Below are 17565 nucleotides of genomic sequence, written 5' to 3'. Positions count from 1 at the left end.
GCGGAACGTACCCTTGTTGTCTGCGTCACCGCACGGGTACCATCGCTGATGTATACCGTATACATCAAGGAGGTTGCGGTATGGCGGTGGAAAGCGCCGGTACGTCGGTCGCGGAACGCGTTCGAGCCGTGATCGAGGCGCACAAGGGCGAGCGAGGAGCCCTGCTCCCGATCCTGCACGGCATACAGGCCGAGTTCGGCCACATCGCCCCGGAAGTGGTTCCGATGCTGGCGAGCGAGCTGAACATGAGCCGCGCCGACGTGCACGGCGTGATCACCTTCTACTCCGACTTCCTGGCCGAACCGGCAGGCACCACCACGGTGCGGCTGTGCCGCGCGGAGGCATGCCAGTCGGTGGGCGCGGAACGGCTGGTCGCGGATGCCGAGCAGGTGTTCGGCGTGAAGGTGGGGCAGACGACACCGGACGGTTCGGTGACGCTCGGGCAGGTCTTCTGCCTCGGCAACTGCGCGCTCGGCCCCGCCGCACAGATCAACGGCCGGATGTACGGGCGCATGGACCGGGCGCGGCTGGTGGAGCTGCTGGTACGCGCGGAAGGTGGCGAGGAGACCGCATGATCACCGTCTACGTGCCGAGGGATTCGGCCGCCGTCTCGGTGGGTGCCAACGAGGTCGCCGCCGCGATCCAGCGCGAGGCAGGCGCCGAGCCGGTGCGGATCGTGCGCAACGGCTCACGCGGGATGCTCTGGCTCGAACCGTTCGTGGAGGTGGAGACCGACCGGGGCCGCGTGGGCTACGGGCCGGTGTCCCCGGAGGCCGTGCCCGGGCTGGTCGAGGCCGGGTTGTTCGAGGGCGCGCCGCACGAGCTGTGCCAGGGCGTGGTCGAGGAGCTGTCGTGGATGCGCGACCAGCAGCGCCTGTGCTTCGCCAGGGTCGGCGTCACCGACCCACTGTCCACAACGGATTACGAGGCGAACGGCGGGCTCGCGGGACTGCGCAGGGCATTGGAGCTCGACCCCGCGGACGTGGTCACGCAGGTGACCGAGTCGGGCCTGCGCGGCCGGGGCGGTGCGGGCTTCCCGGCCGGCATCAAGTGGAACACGGTGCGCAGCACCGAGGGCGAGCTGAAGTTCGTGTGCTGCAACGCCGACGAGGGCGACAGCGGCACGTTCGCCGACCGCATGCTCATGGAGGGCGACCCGTTCTGCCTCATCGAGGGCATGACGATCGCCGCGCACGCGGTGGGCGCGAGCGAGGGCTACCTCTACATCCGCTCCGAGTACCCGGACGCCGTGAACACGATGCGCAGGGCCATCGACATCGCCTACGCGCACGGCTGGCTCGGCGAGAACGTGCTCGGCTCCGGGCTGAAGTTCGACCTCTTCGTGCGCGTGGGCGCCGGCGCCTACATCTGCGGCGAGGAGACCTCCATGCTGGAGAGCCTGGAGGGCAAGCGCGGCATGGTCCGCTCGAAGCCACCGATCCCCGCGATCACCGGACTGTTCGGCAAGCCGACCGTGGTGAACAACGTGCTGACGCTGGCGAGCGTGCCGACGATCCTCGCCGACGGTCCGCAGGCCTACGCCGGCCTCGGCGTCGAACGTTCCCGTGGCACGCAGGTGTTCCAGCTGGCGGGCAACATCGCGCGCGGCGGCGTGTTCGAGACCGCGTTCGGCATCACGCTCGGAGAGCTCGTCAACGGCTACGGCGGCGGCACGCGCTCCGGCCGCCCGGTGCGGGCGGTGCAGGTCGGCGGCCCGCTCGGCTCGTACGTACCGACCTCGCAGTTCGGGCTGCCGATGGACTACGAGGCGTTCGCGGCGGCCGACGCGATGCTCGGCCACGGCGGGGTGGTGGTGTTCGACGACACCGTGGACATGGCGGTGATGGCGCGCTTCGCGATGGAATTCTGCGCGGAGGAGTCGTGCGGCAAGTGCACGCCGTGCCGGGTCGGTGCCGTGCGCGGCGTCGAGGTGATCGACAAGATCACCGGCGGGGAGGACCGCGACGGCAACCTCGCGCTGTTGAACGACCTCTGCGAGCTGATGACCGACGGGTCGCTGTGTGCGATGGGCGGGCTGACCCCCAACCCGGTGCGCAGTGCGCTGACCCATTTTCCCGACGACTTCATGACGAACAGCGCCCGCCACGAGGAGGCGAAGTAGACCATGGGTCTGTTGAAGGAACACGACTTCGGCACCCCGGCCAAGCCGGGCCCGGCGACCGTGACCGTCGAGATCGACGGCGTGCCCGTGACCGTGCCGGAGGGCACGTCGATCATGCGCGCGGCGGCGGAGACCGGCACGGACATCCCGAAGCTGTGCGCCACCGACAGCCTCGAGGCGTTCGGCTCGTGCCGGCTGTGTCTCGTGGAGATCGACGGCAAGAAGGGCACGCCCGCCTCGTGCACCACGCCCGTGGCCGAGGGCATGAAGGTGCGCACGCAGACGCCGAAGCTGGAGAAGCTGCGGCAGGGCGTGATGGAGCTCTACATCTCCGATCACCCGCTCGACTGCCTCACCTGCGCGGCCAACGGCGACTGCGAGCTGCAGGACATGTCCGGCGTCGTCGGGCTGCGGCAGGTCCGCTACGGCTACGAGGGCGAGAACCACCTCGACGCGCCGAAGGACACCAGCAACCCGTACTTCGACTTCGACGCGTCCAAGTGCATCGTGTGCTCCCGGTGTGTACGCGCGTGCGGCGAGGTGCAGGGCACGTTCGCGCTCACCATCGAGGGTCGCGGCTTCGACTCCAAGGTGTCGCCGGGCGCCGCCGAGCTGTTCATGGACTCCGAATGCGTCTCGTGCGGCGCGTGCGTACAGGCGTGCCCGACCGCGACGCTGCAGGAGAAGTCCGTGGTGGACCTCGGCATGCCGACACGGACCGTGCTCACCACGTGCGCCTACTGCGGTGTGGGCTGCTCGTTCAAGGCCGAGCTGCGCGGCGACGAGCTCGTGCGCATGGTGCCGTACAAGGACGGCGGCGCCAACGAGGGCCACTCGTGCGTCAAGGGCCGGTTCGCGTTCGGCTACGCCACCCACCCCGACCGCAAGCTCAACCCGATGATCCGCGAGAAGATCACCGACGAGTGGCGCGAGGTCGACTGGGAGACCGCGATCTCGTACGTCGCCGAGAAATTCCGCGACATCCAGGCCCGCCACGGCGCGGGCTCCATCGGCGGCATCACGTCGTCGCGCTGCACCAACGAAGAGGTCTACGTGGTGCAGAAGCTGGTGCGCGCGGCGTTCGGCAACAACAACGTCGACACGTGCGCCCGCGTGTGCCACTCGCCCACCGGCTACGGCCTCAAGCAGACGTTCGGAACCTCGGCGGGCACGCAGGACTTCCGCTCGGTCGCCGAGGCCGACGTGATCATGGTGATCGGTGCGAACCCGACCGACGGGCACCCGGTGTTCGCCTCCCGCATGAAGCGCAGGCTGCGGGAGGGCGCCAAGCTGATCGTGGTGGACCCGAGGCGGATCGACCTCGTGCGCTCGCCGTACATCGAGGCGGAGCACCACCTGCAGCTCGCACCCGGCACCAATGTCGCGATCGCCAACGCGATGGCGCACGTCGTGGTCACCGAGGGCCTCGTCGACGAGTCGTTCGTGGCCGACCGTTGCGAGGAGTTCGACGAGTGGGCCTCGTTCATCGCCCGCGAGGAGAACAGCCCCGAGGCCACCGAGTCGATCACCGGTGTGCCCGCCGAGCAGGTGCGCGCCGCGGCACGCCTCTACGCGACCGCGGGCAACGGCGCCATCTACTACGGCCTCGGTGTGACCGAGCACAGCCAGGGCTCCACGATGGTGATGGGCATGGCCAACCTCGCGATGGCCACGGGCAACATCGGCCGCGAGGGCGTGGGCGTGAACCCGCTGCGCGGGCAGAACAACGTGCAGGGCTCGTGCGACATGGGCTCCTTCCCGCACGAGCTGTCCGGCTACCGGCACGTGTCCGACGACGCCGTGCGCGAGGTGTTCGAGAAGCTGTGGGAGCGGCCGATCATCCCGGAGCCGGGCCTGCGGATCCCGAACATGTTCGACGCCGCCGTGGACGGCACGTTCCTCGGCCTGTTCGTACAGGGCGAGGACATCGCGCAGTCCGACCCCAACACCCAGCACGTCAACGCCGCGCTGTCGGCGATGGAACTGGTGGTGGTGCAGGACCTGTTCCTCAACGAGACGGCGAAGTTCGCGCACGTGTTCCTGCCCGGCACGTCGTTCTTGGAGAAGGACGGCACGTTCACCAACGCCGAGCGGCGCATCAACCGCGTGCGCCCGGTCATGGCGCCGAAGACGGGCAAGGACGAGTGGCGCGTGGCGTGTGAGATCGCGCAGGCGATGGGCTACGACATGAGCTACGAGCACCCGCGCGAGATCATGGCCGAGATCGCGGCGGTGACGCCGACGTTCGCCGGGGTGTCGTTCGAGAAGCTCGACAAGCTCGGCAGCGTGCAGTGGCCGTGCAACGACGCCGCGCCCGAGGGCACGCCGACCATGCACGTGGACTCCTTCGTGCGCGGCAAGGGCCGGTTCGTGCAGACGCCGTTCGTGGCGACGCGGGAGCGCAGCACGCGCAAGTACCCGCTGATCCTCACGACGGGCCGCATCCTGTCTCAGTACAACGTGGGCGCGCAGACCAGGCGTACCGCCAACGTCGCGTGGCACCCGGAGGACGTGCTGGAGATCCACCCGCATGACGCCGAGGTGCGGGGCATCGAGGACGGCGACGAGGTGACGCTGTCCAGCCGGGTGGGCACCACCACGCTGCGCGCGCTGATCGCCGACCGGATGCCGGTGGGCGTCGTGTACACGACGTTCCACCACCCCGTGACCGGCGCGAACGTGGTGACCACGGAGAACTCCGACTGGGCCACGAACTGTCCCGAGTACAAGGTGACGGCGGTGCAGGTGGGCCTCAAGCACGCGGTGGACCGGCGCGACACGGCCCGCGACGAGGAACCGGCTCTGGCGGATTAGGGAGAGGTATGACGAGCACGATCTCGCCCCAGGTGCGGATGGCCAACGACATCGCCGTGCAGTTCCGGCACCTGCCGCTGGAGGAGGCGGCGAAGGCGATCGCCAACCACATCCGGATGTTCTGGGACCCGAGGATGAAGTCGGAACTGCGCCGCCTGGTCGAGGAGGACCCCACCTCCTTCGACCCGGTAGCCCTCACCGCCGCAAAGCAAGTCTGATCAGGGAGCAAGGGAGCTTTACTCTCGTTTCGCGGGAGTAAAGCTCCCTTGCTCCTGGTTGGGGCGCGGGTGAGGGCTCCGTTCGCGACGGGGGGTGCTGGTCAACGGGGGATGCGGAACACCGGGAAGCCAGGGGCCACCCGGCGCAGCTCGTCCTGCGGGGTCTTCGCGGTGATGTCCTCGAAGAAGGCGCCGGTCTCCCAGGCCCACTTCTTCAGGTACGCGCGGATCACGGGCGGCTTCTCGTCGTCGGACAGCTCGACCGGCCTGATCACCTCGGCGCGCCTGCCCACGCGCAACTCGGCCTCACCCGCGACGCGCAGGTTGCGCACCCACTGCGTGTGCCCCCTCGGCGCGACGAGGTACCGCTCTCCCTCGAACGTCAGCAGATTCACGGGCGTCGACCGCAGCTCGCCGCTCTTGCGCCCGCGGACGTAGAGCACCCTGCTGCCCCACAGGCTCACGCCGAGCCGGGTCAGCAGTTGCACGACGCGGTTGAAAACGCTGGTCGCGGCCTTCGGGCGGAGGTAACGGTTCTCGTCGTACCGGGTGGCCATGAGGATCTCCCTTTGTTCCGAGAGCGGTGCTCTCTGTTGAGATCAGTGAACACTCCTTCCGACGGCAAGTCAAGAGCAGTGCTCTCGAATTTGTGCACCGATCTCGCCGATGGCACACTGAGCGGCATGCCAGCCCATCGGACAGCGAGAGAACGTGCCCGCGCCGAGCTGACGGCCGCGATCAAGGACGAGGCCCGCAGCCAGCTCGGAAAACAGGGCGCCGACGGGCTCTCCCTGCGCGCGGTCGCCAGGGAGCTCGGCATGGTCTCCTCGGCTCTGTACCGCTACTTCCCCAGTCGCGACGACCTGCTCACCGCGCTGATCATCGACGCCTACAACGCGCTGGGCGACGCCGTGGAGAAGGCCGCCGCCGGCCACGAAACGCCGCGCGAACGCTGGCGCGCCGCGTGCCACGGCCTGCGCGCGTGGGCGCTCGCCAACCGCCACGAGTACTCCCTGCTCTACGGCACGCCGATCCCCGGCTACCGGGCTCCCCTGGACACGGTCACGCCGGCCACGCGCGTGCCGGCCGTGTTCATCGGCGCCGTCCGAGACGCGTGGCGGGCAGGCGAGACAAAGCCGCCCTTCGAGGGCCCGGAAATGTCGCCCGAGCTGCGCGAACAACTGCGCGGCATCCGCGACCAGCTGGCGCCCGACCTGCCGGAGGAGATCCTCGCGCGGGCCTTCATCGCGTGGGTCCAGCTGTTCGGCATGGTCGGCTTCGAGCTGGGCGGGCAGTTCGCGAACACCGTCGACCCCGCCGACGAGTTCTTCACCCACACCGTTGAGCAGCTGACGCTGTTCGTGGGTCTCGGTTAGGCCCCCAACCGGCCTATCGTCGGAGGAGACCAGGACCACGCCACGAAGGGATCCGACATGGCCAGCCGCGACTCCACCACGCATTGGACCGGCGGACTCAACTCGGGCAAGGGCACCGTCACGCTCGACTCGTCCAACAGCGGACAGTTCGAGGTCACGTTCCCTCGCCGGATCGGCGAGCCCGAGGGCACGACCAGCCCCGAGGAGCTGATCGCGGCGGCGCAGTCGTCGTGCCTGGCGATGAACCTCTCCGGCGTGCTGGAGAAGGCGGGGCTCTCGCCGAAGACGATCGACGTCAGCGCCGAGGTGACCGTGAGCCCCTCCGACGGCGGCCTCACCATCACCGCCGTCGACATCACCCTGCGCGCCGACGTCGACGGCGTCGACGAGCAGAAGTTCCAGGAGCTGGCAAAGACCGCCAAGGACACGTGCCCGGTGAGCAAGGCCCTCGCGGGCACCACGATCAACCTCGACGCCTCGCTCGCATAGCGCGGGGACCGGTGACCGGCATCGAGCAGTATGCCGGTCACCGGCGTCGCTCACGCCCTGGCCGGCCCCAGCACGACCACGGAGTTGTGGCCGCCCATGCCCAGCGACGACTTCACGGTCAGCCCGCCGTCCACGCCGAACTCACCGTGCAGCAGCTGCGGGTGCGCCTCGGCCACACACGGTGGGGCCGGGATCACGCCGCGTTCGTAGCCGAGCGCCGCCACCGCGACCTCCACCGCCGAGGCCGCGCCCTGGCAGTGCCCCGCCAGCGGCTTGACCGAGTAGATCCCGGTATCCGGACGGAACAGCTCCTCCAGGATCGCCGCCTCGACCTTGTCGCACTGCTTCGTGCCGGGGCCGTGCGCGTTGACGTAGCGGACCTCCTCCGCGGGCACCCGCGCGTTGTCGAGCGCCTCCACGAAACAGCGCCGCACCTCGGGAAACGCCGGGTCGATCGACGTCACGTGGTACGCGTCGTGGGACATGGCGCCACCGAGGGTGACCGCGTACGGCCTGTCGGAACGGTTGGAAAGCACCATCCCCACCGACGCCTCACCCATCACGAAACCGCGGCTGCCCTCCTGGAAGGGCCTGCAGCCGTCGAGCGGCTCCCGGTTCGCCACCGCGACGCCCAACCGCGTGAAATGCAGCACGTTCTCCGGCGTCAGGGACAGGTCCGTGGCGACGAGCACGACGTCGTCCACGATCCCCGCGTCCAGCCACGCCTTCGCCGTGAGCAGCCCCGCGTTTCCCGAAGCGCACATCGCCGACACGTTCATGGCGGGCCCGTGGAATCCGTACTCCTGCATGAACGTCGACATCGGAGTGGACGGCATGAGCGCCAGGTAATCCCGCAGTCGCAGTTTTCCTTTGTCGGTGACGTAGAAGTCCTTCCACAGATACGCCTCTCCGATCACGACGGCGTGCAGCAGGCCCACCCGCCTGCCCGGCGTCCACCCTCTGCCCTTCGCGTCCTCGATGGCCTCGCGTGCGGAAGCACGCATGGCACGGGCGAAACGGCCCCGTCCGTCAGCGGGGTCACCGCCTTCCGGCACCGTGGCGATCCAGACGGACTCGTCCCGGTTGCGGCCGAAACCCCCGGTCAGCACGGCCGCGGGCTTACCGGAAACCAGGCCGTCCCACAGTATTTCGCGGCCCCAGCCATAACCGGTGACCGCACCGATGCCGCATATTTCGATTCCACGCGACATGTCCTTCTCCTTACTCAACTTTCTTCCTTTCGTTTCGCGGATAGGCGGCCTTCGCACCGCACAGGGCAAAAAGTCCGCCTACTGTTTTGAGGGCGAAGGGCCACGCCCGGGATGCCGGTAACGCGAAGTCGCTGCCGAATCCTCCTGTTCGCCTAGCGGCGAAACCGTGCTCTAATCAGGGTTCCCAGCACACGCGGATGGACGGGACATGGAGGCGCGGACCCACGGAGGTGTGACCACCGGCACCGGCCCTGACCACGAGACAGTCGCCGACCTCGCCCTCGCGGCCGGTTCTTCGGCCATGTGGTCGGTCGGTCCCGGCGACGGTGCCGTTACCTGGTCGGCAGGGCTCGGCCCGATGTTCGGGCTGCCCGAGGACGCCGAGGCCGACATCCGGCGCACGCTCCTGGAATTGATCTCGCCGATCGACGTGACGCTGCGGAACGTTCCGTCGTGGGATAATTTCGAACTCGAGCAGAGCCTCGAGACGCCGGAAGGCGACGTCAGATGGATCAGATTCCTGGCCCGGCCTCGACCCGGCGGCATCCAGGCCGGACTTCTCGGGATTGCAACGGACGTGACTGAACGGCATGGCAGCGAGCAGGCGCTCGCCGACCTGGCCGACCGGTACCGGCTGCTGGTCGAGCTCAGCCCGGACGCGATCTGCGTCCACGAAAACGGCAATCTCGTCTACGTCAACCCGGCGGCGCTGCGGTTCGCCGCGGTGGACTCGGCCGAGGAACTGCTCGGCAGGCCCATCATCGACTTCGTCGACCCGGCCTCGGTCCCCGCGATGCTGGACCGCATCGAGGGCCTGACCACCCCCGGCGCCACCTCGGAGCCCACCGAGGTGCAGCTCAAGCGCTTCGACGGCGACTCGATGCTCGTCGAGTCGGTGTCCGTGCGCACGACCTGGCAGGGCAGACCCGCCTTCCAGGTCATCATGCGCGACATCACGGCACAGAAGGCCGCCGAGGCGACGCTGCACTACCAGGCGGCGCTCGTGTCCCACGTCAGCGACGCGATCATCGCCACCACCGCCGACGGCACCGTGACCAGCTGGAACCCCGCCGCCGAGGCCGTGTACGGGCGGTCCCGCACCGAGGCCATCGGCAGGGACGTCGGCGAGCTCGTCGGCGCCCCGCTCGACCCGGAACAGGTGGTGGCGGCGGGCGGCGTCGCCGACGCCAACCACCGCAGGGCCGACGGCACCACGCTGGCCATCCGCGTGTCCTCGGCCGAGATGCACGACGGCTACGTGCTCGTGTGCGCCGACGAGACGCCCCGGCGGCAGGCCGAGCGGCGCTACAGCACGGTCGTCGCCGCGCTCGACGAGGGCGTGGTGGTGATCGGCCCCGACGGGATGATCGAGTCCGCCAACCCGGCGGCAGCCAGGATCCTCGGCATGCCCGACACGGCGCTCAGGGAGTCGTCACCGACGAGGTTCCCGCTCTACGGCGAGTCCGGGGCGAGACTCGCCGCGCCGGAGTACCCGTTCGCCGAGGTCCTGGCCACCGGGCGGCCGCAGAACGGGCGCGTGCTACGGCTACAGCGGCCCGACGGCACCTACGTATGGCTGTCCATGAGCTGCCGGCCGCTCGACCCCGACGCCACACCCCCTTCGACGGTGGTCACGTCGTTCACCGACATCACCGAGCGCAGGGCCATCGGCGAGCGGCTCGAGCACGACGCCACGCACGACCCGCTCACGGGCCTGGCCAACCGGACCCTCGTGCTGCAGCGGCTCGACGGCGCGCTCGCCGAGGCCGACCGGGAGGGACTCGCGTGCGTGCTGTTCATCGACCTCGACAAGTTCAAGCTGATCAACGACTCGCTCGGGCACAGCACCGGTGACCAGGTGCTCCGGGTCGTCGGCCAGCGCCTGCGCCACTGCGTGCGCGCGACCGACCTGGTCGGCAGGCTCGGCGGGGACGAGTTCGCCGTGGTGACCTTCGACGTCTCCGGCGACACCGGCATCCGCTCGCTCATCGCACACCTGCGGGCGTCGCTGACCAAGCCGATCGGCCTCGACGGGAGGCAGCTGCGGGTGGACGCGAGCGTCGGCATCGTCACCGCGGAGCCCGGCGACACGCGCTCGGCCGAGGACCTCATCCGCGACGCCGACGTGGCGATGTACGAGGCCAAGACGCGGGGGCGCAGCCGGTACGAGTTCTTCGACGTCGAACTGCGGGAACGCGTCCAGCGGCAGCTTCGGCTGGAGCAGGACCTGCGCGAGGCGGTGGTGGACGGCCAGCTGTGGATGGCCTACCAGCCGGTGGTGGACCTGCGGACGTGCCGGACCGTGGCCGTCGAGGGCCTCATGCGCTGGCACCACCCGACGCACGGCGCGATCTCGCCGGTCGAGTTCATCCCGCTCGCCGAGGAGAGCGACCTGATCAACCTCATCGGCGACTACATGCTCAGGACCACCACGGAGGAGATCGCGAGCCGTCGTGCCGCGCGCGACCTCGACACCCGGCTGACGGTGAACCTCTCCGCCCGCCAGCTCGACGACGCCGCACTGGTGCCGACCGTGGAGGAGGCGCTGCGCCGCACCGGGCTGCCGCCGCGGACGCTGTGCCTGGAGATCACCGAGAGCGCGCTCATGCGGGACCCGGAGGCAGCAGGGGAGGTGCTGTCGGCGCTGCGGGCGCTGGGTGTGCGGCTCGCGATCGACGACTTCGGTACCGGCTACTCCTCGCTCGCCCAGCTCTGGCGGCTGCCGCTGGACACCCTCAAGATCGACCGCTCGTTCGTCGCGGGAATCGGCAGGCCGGGCAAGTCGGAGGCCGAGGCGATCATCAGGGGCATCGTGACGATGGCTCACAGCATGGGGCTCACCGTGATCGCGGAGGGCGTGGAGACCGACGAGCAGATCGAGGTGCTGAGGGAGCTGAACTGCGACCAGGCGCAGGGCTATCGCTTCGGCAAGCCGATGAGCGCCGAGGAACTGTTCCCGAGCCTGCCCGGGTAGACGTATATACTGAGCGACGTCACCGTATATACCGGGAGGCGTTCGTGGCGAAGGTACTGATCGACATCGACGACGAGGCACTGGCCGAAGCCTCGAAGCTCCTGGGTACCAAGACGAAGAAGGACACGGTCAACACCGCCTTGAGGGAGACCACGCAGCGCATACGCCGTGCCAAGGCACTGGCCAGGCTGGCCGAGCTGGGCGAGTCCGGGGCGTTTGACGAGCTGCTCGACAAGGAGTCCTACCGCCGGTGATCGCGGCCCGCTACCTGTTCGACACGAGCGCGCTGGTGCGCGTGCTGCGCGACGCGCGGGCGCGGGCGGGCTGGGAGCAGCAGATCGAGGCGGGGCTGGTGGCGACGTGTCCCCTGGTCGAACTGGAGTTCCTGCACACGGCTCGATCGAAGGTGGACCGCGACCAGCTCGTGGAGCTGATCGGCGCGGCATTCACGTCGCTCCCGGTTCCCGACGAGGTCTTCCGACGCGCCTTCGAGATGCAGGACGCGCTGACGGCCGCGGGCACCCACCGCTCGGCCGGTACCGTGGACCTGCTGCTCGCGGCGACCGCTGAGCTGGCCGACCTCACGCTCGTGCACTACGACCACGACTTCGAGCAGATTGCCGAGGTCACCGGCCAGCCCGTGGCGTGGCTCGCGCCGCCGGGCTCGATCAGCTGACGGTCAGCAGAGGCTCCGCGGAGGTTTGCCTCAATGCAGTGAAGGCCACCTTCACTGCGGTCGGCTGGTCAGGTGGCGATCAGGACTTCCAGTGTGCGGGGGCCGTGGACGCCTTCCACGCGGTCGAGCTCGATGTCGCTCGTCGCCGACGGTCCGCTGATGAACGTCAATGGACGCCCCGGCTCCAATCGCGTCAGCGCCTCCGGCACGCTCGTCACCACCTGCCCGGCCCGCACCACACACAGGTGGTAGTCGGGCACCAGGCTCAGCATCCGGCGGCCCTGCGCCTCTCCCGCGTCGAGCACGATCGTGCCCGTCTCGGCGATCGCCACGGCACAGCCCGTCAGCACACCGTCCACAGTGTCCAGTTCGGCCAACGGTAGCGGCGGCGAGTCTGGCAGCCACGTCACGGCGGGTACCCGCCACGAAGCAGGCACATCGGCGGGCACGGCGACGGTCGAGGCCGAACGCCGCGCGAGGCAGTCGGCGATCCGGTCCGGCACCTCCGCCTCGGCGACCCGGTGCACGATCGCCTTGTAGTCGGCGACCCGTTCGTCCAGCAACGCCAGCACGTCGGGCACCGTGCGCGTGCGCTCGTAGTCCCTCGGGATCGGCACCGGCGACGGGCGGTTCACGGCGCGGATGCGGGCCAGGATCTCGTCACGGGCGCTGAACACGGTTCTTCCTCCACCACGCACGGAAAGACTCCTTCGGCACCGCGGGCGCGTCGCGCGAGTCCGTCCACTTCGCACCGGGCCCTGGCAGGCGTTTGATCCGCCCGTCGCGGGCCAGCAGCTGCGAGAGCGACCCCGCCTTCTGCGCTGCCTCGTACCGCTTCGGGTCGGCGAACACCCACGCCGCCGCGGCCATCGCCAGCGCCTCCGGGGTACGTTTTCCCTTGGCCTGCACGGCTTCCGCCCGCAGGTGGGTGAGCACCTCGGGGATGTTGATCCGCACGGGACACACCTCGTAGCACGCGCCGCACAGCGACGACGCGTACGGCAGCGACGCCGCCTGCTCGTCGTGCAGGTCCCCGGCGAGCTGTGGGGCGAGGATCGCGCCGATCGGGCCCGGGTACACCGAGCCGTAGGCCTGCCCGCCCGTGCGCTCGTACACCGGGCACACGTTGAGGCACGCCGAGCAGCGGATGCACCGCAGCGCCTGCCTGCCCACCTGGTCGGCGAGCGTGGCCGTGCGCCCGTTGTCCAGCAGCACGAGGTGGAACTTCCGCGGCCCGTCGGCCGGCGTCACCCCCGACCACACCGAGGTGTAGGGGTTCATTCGCTCCGCTGTGGACGATCGCGGCAACAGCTGCAGGAACACCTCGAGGTCCTGCCAGCTCGGCACCAGCTTTTCGATGCCCATCACGGTGATCAGCGTTTCGGGCAGCGTCAGGCACATGCGGCCGTTGCCCTCGGACTCCACCACCACGATCGAGCCGGTGTCGGCGACGGCGAAGTTCGCGCCGGAGATGGCGACCTTGGCGGAGAGGAACTTCCGGCGCAGGTGCCTGCGGGCCGCCTCGGCGAGGTCGCGCGGCTCGTCGGAGGCGGGCTCCTCGGCCATGCCCCTGCGGAAGACGTCGCGGATCTCCGCGCGGTTGCGGTGGATCGCGGGCACGAGGATGTGGGAGGGCCGGTCGTCGCCGAGCTGCACGATCAGCTCGGCGAGGTCGGTCTCCACCGCGTGCACGCCGCCGGCCTCGAGCGCCTCGTTGAGGCCGATCTCCGCGGTGGCCATGGACTTGACCTTCACGACCTCGTCGGCGCCCTCCGTGCGCACGAGGTCGAGCACGATCCGGTTGGCCTCCTCCGCGTCGCGCGCCCAGTGCACGACGCCGCCGCGTGCGGTGACGGCCTCCTCCAGCCGCACCAGGTAGGTGTCGAGGTTGGCGAGCACGTCGTCCTTGATGGCCTCGCCCGCCCGCCGCAGCCGCTCCCAGTCGTCCAGCTCGGCGACGACGCCCGCGCGCTTCGTGCGGATGGTGGTGGTGGCCTTGCGCAGGTTGCGGCGCAGCTGCGTGTCCGCGAGCGCCTCGTGCGCGGCCTTGGGGAACGCCGGGCTCCCCAGCCACGTCACCGGGTTGCGGCCGCCCATGGCTCCTCCTCCGTGCTCGCCAGTATCTCCGCCAGGTGCACCGTCCGCACGCCCGTGCGCAGCCGCGACAGCCCGCCGCCGATGTGCATGAGACACGAGTTGTCGCCGGCGCTGAGCACCTGCGCGCTGGTGTCCTGCACGCACCGCATCTTGTCGGCCAGCATCGCCGTGGACGTCTCCGCGTTCTTGAGCGCGAACGTGCCGCCGAAGCCGCAGCACTGCTCGGCCTGCGGCAGCTCCACCAGCTCCAGCCCCTTCACCGCGCGCAACAGGCTGAGCGGCTTGTCGCCGACACCGAGCATCCGCAGCGAATGGCACGTCGGGTGGTAGGTGACGCGGTGCGGGAAGTACGCGCCGACGTCGGTCACGCCGAGCACGTCCACCAGGAACTCGCTCAGCTCGTAGGTGCGCTCCACGGCCGGGCTGGTGCCGCACAGGCCCGGATGGATCTCCCGCACCATCCCGCCGCACGAACCGGACGGTGCCACCACGTAGTCGTAGCCGTCGAACACGGTCGCGTAGTCGCGGGCGAGCGAGCGGGCGTGCTCCTGGTAGCCGGTGTTGTAGTGCAGCTGCCCGCAGCACGTCTGCGCGAGCGGGAAGTCCACGTCGCAGCCGAGCCGCTCCAGCAGACTCACCACGGCCTTGCCGGTCTCCGGATAGAGCGTGTCGGTGAGGCAGGTGGCGAACAGCGCCACGCGTGGCGAGCTCATGCCAGCCCCGCCCGCTCCGCCGCGCCACGCCACGCCGCCTGCTCACCGCTCGGCTCGTAGCGGGCCAGTGGCGCGCTCGGCGGCACGTCCGCGAGCGCTCCGGCCGCCCTGGCCTGCACGAACACGTTGCCGAGCGCGCTCGCCTCCACCGGGCCCGCGAGTACCGGCAGGCCGCACGCGTCGGCGGTCAGCCGGCACAGCGGTTCGTTGAGCGCGCCACCGCCCACCAGGTGCACGACGTCCAGCTCGCGGTCGGCGAGCCGCGCGGCCGTGTGCAGCGACCTGGCGTGCGCGAGCGCGAGCGACTCCAGGATCGTGCGCACCACGGCGGGCGGTGTCTCCGGCACGGGCTGTCCCGACTCGCGGCACAGCGTCGCGATGCGCGCCGGCATGTCACCGGGGGTCAGGAAAACCGGGTGATCGGCGTCCACAATGGACTTGAACGCCGGTTCCCGCATCGCCGCCTTCAGCACGTCGTCGAGCCTAATGTCGCGCCCCTGCTCCCGCCACACCCGCATCGACTCGCTCAGCAGCCACAGCCCCATCGTGTTGCGCAGGAACCGCACCGTGCCGTCGATGCCGGCCTCGTTGGTGAAGTTCGCTGTGCGCGCCTCGTCGGTCAGCACGGGCGCGGGCAGCACGAGCCCGGCGAGCGACCACGTGCCGCAGGAGACGTAGCCGAACCGCTCGCCGAGAGCGGGCACGGCGGCCACGGCCGAGGCCGTGTCGTGCGAGGCCACCGCCACCACGGGAACCCCGCCGGGGCCCGTGCCGATCGGGTCGCCGGGTTGCCGCAGCGGGGGCAGCAGCCCGGCGGGCAGACCCACCTTGTCCGCGAGTTCCGTGGACCACTGGCGCGTGGTGGCGTCGAGCAGCGCCGTGGTGGACGCGTTGGTCACCTCGGCGCCGAGCTCGCCGGTGAGCCGGTAGCCGATGAGGTCGGGCAGCAGCAGCATCGTCTTGTCCACCAGCCGCTCCCGCGGCTCGGCGAGCAGCTGGTAGATCGTGTTGAACGGCAGGTACTGCAGGCCCGTGATGCGGTACAGCGTCTCGTCGTCGACCCGGTCGCGCAGTACGTCCGCCATGCCCTCGGTGCGCGGGTCGCGATAGCAGCGCACGTCGCCGTCGAGCTTGCCGTCCTCGTCGAGCAGGCCGTAGTCGACGGCCCACGAGTCGATGCCGACCGACACCGGCTCCGCGTCCCCGGCCTGCCGCAGGCCGGCGAGGATCTCGCCGTACATCTCGTCGACGTCCCAGCGCAGCCCGCCGCCGGGGCGCTCGCGGGGCCCGGTGCGAAAGCGGCGCAGCTCCGTGAGGTCGATGGTCCCCTCGCGCACCCGGCCGAGCATGACGCGACCGCTCGTGGCACCGAGGTCGACGGCGACGAAAGCGGTCACCGGCCTACCTCGACCAGCGGGACGCCCAGCAGGCTCGCCACGGCACGCAGCTCGGCGGCCCGGTGCCCGACGCCGAGCGCCCAGTGGTGGGCGACGCCGCTCGCGGACCACTCGTCGGTCCACTCGCCGGGGTCACGGCCGAAGTCGACGCGGCTCGTGGTGTTGCCGATGCGCATGAGCGGGCCGTCCACCACCTCGCCCTCGGACACGATCAGCGAGTACCGGCCCTCGCGGTCCTGGCCCATGCCGCACAGTGTCACCGGACCGTGCGCGACGTCGAACTCGACCGACACGCCCCACCCGCGCTTGCCGTGGTAGACGCCGAGGCCGCGCAGCAGCGGCTTCTTCGCGCTGATCGCCAGGTGCGCGGGGCCGTCGTGGCCCATCTCGACGTGCCCGCGCTCGAAGTCGAGCGCCTGCAGCTCCGTGAACGACCCGCCCGCGCCGAGCACGTCCATGATCAGCATCGCGAGGCTCGTGCGGAGCTCGTACTCCCCGGCGGCCGGGATGCCGCGCGCGGTGAGCAGGCTCGCGCCGAGGATCATCCCGGCGCCGAGCCGCTCGTGGGTCTCCCCGTCGAGGCCGCGGTGGTAGTAGGCGAGGCTGTCGAGGTCGAAGTCGGCGACGAGCCGGTCGAGACCCACCGCCACCTTCGCGCCCCATTCGAGGTCCTCGCGGTTCACCGAGGCGTCCAGCTCGAAGACCGACTCCGCCTCGGCGACCTTGGCGGCCACGTCGGCGTCGGTGACCTGCTCGACGCGCACGCGCAGGTCGTCGAACTCCAGCACCTCGACGTGCCCGCCGAAGTGGGCGTTGACCATCGTGAGGTCGGTGGAGACGTCGTACATGCCGGGGTACAGGTGCCCCATGAGCCCGTGCCTGCCGTGGCGCAGCACCTTGCGCACCGAGGCCGCCGAGATCCAGCGCCCGATCTTCGCCCACGCGCGCTCGTCCCGCAGATACCCGGACACGCTGCGGAACTCCACGCCGGCGCGGCGGAACGCGTTCGCCATCTCCGGCAGCGGGCACGCGCCGCAGTAGGCGAGCCACTGCCCGGTGTCGAACGTGGCGTGGTCCATCGACTCGGTGGGCTGCAGGTTGATCAGCAGCACCGGTGAGCCGCTGCGCTGCGCGATCGGCATCAGCATCGTGGCCGTCATGTACGTCGTGAGGAACCCGACGATCAGGTCGCAGCCCGCCGCGCGCAGCTTCTCGGCCGCGGCGGCGCCCTCCTGTGCGTCGGAGATGAACCCGACGTCCACGATCTCGGCATCGAATCCGGTGATGCGCTCGCTCACGTACGCCGACGATTGCCTGAGCGTGGGCAGCAGGTCGGGAAACTGCGGCCAGTAAGCGCCCAGCCCGCCCGCGACCAGCCCGATCTTCGGTCTGCGCTTGGCCTTGCTCATGGAGCCTCCTCTGTCGGCCCCCAAGGCCACCTTTGTTGCGTTGAACGCAACAAAGGTGGCCTTGGGGGC

At 70.1% G+C, this 17565-nt stretch carries 16 protein-coding genes; 9 read left to right on the top strand and 7 right to left on the bottom strand.

Annotation, left to right across the window (positions count from 1 at the left end):
- Nucleotides 1–80 precede the first annotated feature (80 nt).
- The 4 genes from BA062_RS24650 to BA062_RS24635 are packed head-to-tail and all read left to right on the top strand — an operon-like array spanning nt 81 to nt 5154.
- Nucleotides 81–575 carry an NADH-quinone oxidoreductase subunit NuoE family protein gene (locus BA062_RS24650; protein ID WP_110340707.1) on the top strand — a complete coding sequence of 165 codons (495 nt, stop codon included), beginning with the start codon at nt 81–83 and terminating at the stop codon, nt 573–575.
- Nucleotides 572–2122, top strand: coding sequence for a formate dehydrogenase beta subunit (locus BA062_RS24645; RefSeq protein ID WP_110340705.1), 1551 nt, complete (start codon nt 572–574; stop codon nt 2120–2122). The genes BA062_RS24650 and BA062_RS24645 overlap by 4 nt, the downstream gene beginning before the upstream one ends.
- A gap of 3 nt (nt 2123–2125) precedes the next feature.
- Nucleotides 2126–4936, top strand: a complete 2811-nt coding sequence (fdhF, locus tag BA062_RS24640) for a formate dehydrogenase subunit alpha (protein ID WP_110340703.1) — start codon at nt 2126–2128, stop codon at nt 4934–4936.
- An 8-nt stretch (nt 4937–4944) separates the two neighbouring features.
- On the top strand, nt 4945–5154 hold the full coding sequence (locus BA062_RS24635; RefSeq protein WP_110340701.1) for a formate dehydrogenase subunit delta: 210 nt from the start codon (nt 4945–4947) through the stop codon (nt 5152–5154).
- Nucleotides 5155–5255: 101 nt separating this feature from the next.
- On the opposite strand, the gene BA062_RS24630 is transcribed toward BA062_RS24635, so the two are convergent.
- The gene (locus tag BA062_RS24630) at nt 5256–5711 is read right to left on the bottom strand and encodes a nitroreductase family deazaflavin-dependent oxidoreductase (RefSeq protein ID WP_110340699.1); all 456 of its coding nucleotides are present in this window, start codon (nt 5709–5711) and stop codon (nt 5256–5258) included.
- A gap of 126 nt (nt 5712–5837) precedes the next feature.
- Between BA062_RS24630 and BA062_RS24625 the strand changes: the two genes are divergently transcribed.
- Entirely contained in the window at nt 5838–6530 is a 693-nt protein-coding gene (locus BA062_RS24625; RefSeq protein WP_110340697.1) for a TetR/AcrR family transcriptional regulator, read from the top strand.
- A gap of 57 nt (nt 6531–6587) precedes the next feature.
- A complete protein-coding gene (locus tag BA062_RS24620) occupies nt 6588–7019 on the top strand; it encodes an OsmC family peroxiredoxin (protein ID WP_110340695.1) in 432 nt (143 codons plus the stop codon).
- A gap of 50 nt (nt 7020–7069) precedes the next feature.
- Here BA062_RS24620 and BA062_RS24615 read toward each other — a convergent pair whose 3' ends face one another.
- Nucleotides 7070–8230: a beta-ketoacyl synthase N-terminal-like domain-containing protein gene (locus BA062_RS24615; RefSeq protein WP_110340693.1), complete on the bottom strand. Its 1161-nt coding sequence runs from the start codon at nt 8228–8230 to the stop codon at nt 7070–7072.
- Between the two features lie 208 nt (nt 8231–8438).
- Between BA062_RS24615 and BA062_RS24610 the strand changes: the two genes are divergently transcribed.
- Genes BA062_RS24610 through BA062_RS24600 form a run of 3 tightly spaced genes read left to right on the top strand, consistent with a single transcriptional unit; the run spans nt 8439 to nt 11880 of the window.
- Nucleotides 8439–11204, top strand: a complete 2766-nt coding sequence (locus tag BA062_RS24610) for a sensor domain-containing protein (RefSeq protein WP_110340691.1) — start codon at nt 8439–8441, stop codon at nt 11202–11204.
- A gap of 44 nt (nt 11205–11248) precedes the next feature.
- The gene (locus BA062_RS24605; RefSeq protein WP_110340689.1) at nt 11249–11458 is read left to right on the top strand and encodes a type II toxin-antitoxin system VapB family antitoxin; all 210 of its coding nucleotides are present in this window, start codon (nt 11249–11251) and stop codon (nt 11456–11458) included.
- Nucleotides 11455–11880 (top strand): PIN domain-containing protein, encoded by a 426-nt coding sequence (locus BA062_RS24600; RefSeq protein WP_110340687.1) that lies wholly within the window; start codon nt 11455–11457, stop codon nt 11878–11880. Before BA062_RS24605 ends, BA062_RS24600 begins: the two co-directional genes overlap by 4 nt.
- Before the next feature lie 68 nt (nt 11881–11948).
- On the opposite strand, the gene BA062_RS24595 is transcribed toward BA062_RS24600, so the two are convergent.
- The 5 genes from BA062_RS24595 to BA062_RS24575 are packed head-to-tail and all read right to left on the bottom strand — an operon-like array spanning nt 11949 to nt 17496.
- Complete coding sequence (locus BA062_RS24595) at nt 11949–12557, bottom strand: LutC/YkgG family protein (protein WP_110340685.1); 609 nt, start codon at nt 12555–12557, stop codon at nt 11949–11951.
- Nucleotides 12541–13977 (bottom strand): LutB/LldF family L-lactate oxidation iron-sulfur protein, encoded by a 1437-nt coding sequence (locus tag BA062_RS24590; RefSeq protein ID WP_110340683.1) that lies wholly within the window; start codon nt 13975–13977, stop codon nt 12541–12543. The genes BA062_RS24595 and BA062_RS24590 overlap by 17 nt, the downstream gene beginning before the upstream one ends.
- Nucleotides 13956–14690, bottom strand: coding sequence for a (Fe-S)-binding protein (locus tag BA062_RS24585; RefSeq protein ID WP_110340994.1), 735 nt, complete (start codon nt 14688–14690; stop codon nt 13956–13958). The genes BA062_RS24590 and BA062_RS24585 overlap by 22 nt, the downstream gene beginning before the upstream one ends.
- On the bottom strand, nt 14687–16087 hold the full coding sequence (locus BA062_RS24580) for a rhamnulokinase (RefSeq protein WP_110340681.1): 1401 nt from the start codon (nt 16085–16087) through the stop codon (nt 14687–14689). Before BA062_RS24580 ends, BA062_RS24585 begins: the two co-directional genes overlap by 4 nt.
- On the bottom strand, nt 16084–17496 hold the full coding sequence (locus tag BA062_RS24575; protein ID WP_110340678.1) for an L-fucose/L-arabinose isomerase family protein: 1413 nt from the start codon (nt 17494–17496) through the stop codon (nt 16084–16086). Before BA062_RS24575 ends, BA062_RS24580 begins: the two co-directional genes overlap by 4 nt.
- Nucleotides 17497–17565 lie beyond the last annotated feature (69 nt).

The organism is Prauserella flavalba (assembly GCF_003202235.1).
GTDB classification, from domain to species: domain Bacteria; phylum Actinomycetota; class Actinomycetes; order Mycobacteriales; family Pseudonocardiaceae; genus Prauserella_A; species Prauserella_A flavalba.
Note: the sequence above shows the minus strand (reverse complement) of the source record. Positions and strands in the feature narration are given on the sequence as shown.

Coding starts and splice junctions, on each gene's coding strand:
- BA062_RS24590 (WP_110340683.1), bottom strand. CDS start 13,977: ATGGGCGGCCGCAACCCGGTGACGTGGCTGGGGAGCCCGGCGTTCCCC.
- BA062_RS24610 (WP_110340691.1), top strand. CDS start 8,439: ATGGAGGCGCGGACCCACGGAGGTGTGACCACCGGCACCGGCCCTGAC.
- BA062_RS24650 (WP_110340707.1), top strand. CDS start 81: ATGGCGGTGGAAAGCGCCGGTACGTCGGTCGCGGAACGCGTTCGAGCC.
- BA062_RS24620 (WP_110340695.1), top strand. CDS start 6,588: ATGGCCAGCCGCGACTCCACCACGCATTGGACCGGCGGACTCAACTCG.
- BA062_RS24630 (WP_110340699.1), bottom strand. CDS start 5,711: ATGGCCACCCGGTACGACGAGAACCGTTACCTCCGCCCGAAGGCCGCG.
- BA062_RS24585 (WP_110340994.1), bottom strand. CDS start 14,690: ATGAGCTCGCCACGCGTGGCGCTGTTCGCCACCTGCCTCACCGACACG.
- fdhF (WP_110340703.1), top strand. CDS start 2,126: ATGGGTCTGTTGAAGGAACACGACTTCGGCACCCCGGCCAAGCCGGGC.
- BA062_RS24615 (WP_110340693.1), bottom strand. CDS start 8,230: ATGTCGCGTGGAATCGAAATATGCGGCATCGGTGCGGTCACCGGTTAT.
- BA062_RS24645 (WP_110340705.1), top strand. CDS start 572: ATGATCACCGTCTACGTGCCGAGGGATTCGGCCGCCGTCTCGGTGGGT.
- BA062_RS24635 (WP_110340701.1), top strand. CDS start 4,945: ATGACGAGCACGATCTCGCCCCAGGTGCGGATGGCCAACGACATCGCC.
- BA062_RS24575 (WP_110340678.1), bottom strand. CDS start 17,496: ATGAGCAAGGCCAAGCGCAGACCGAAGATCGGGCTGGTCGCGGGCGGG.
- BA062_RS24625 (WP_110340697.1), top strand. CDS start 5,838: ATGCCAGCCCATCGGACAGCGAGAGAACGTGCCCGCGCCGAGCTGACG.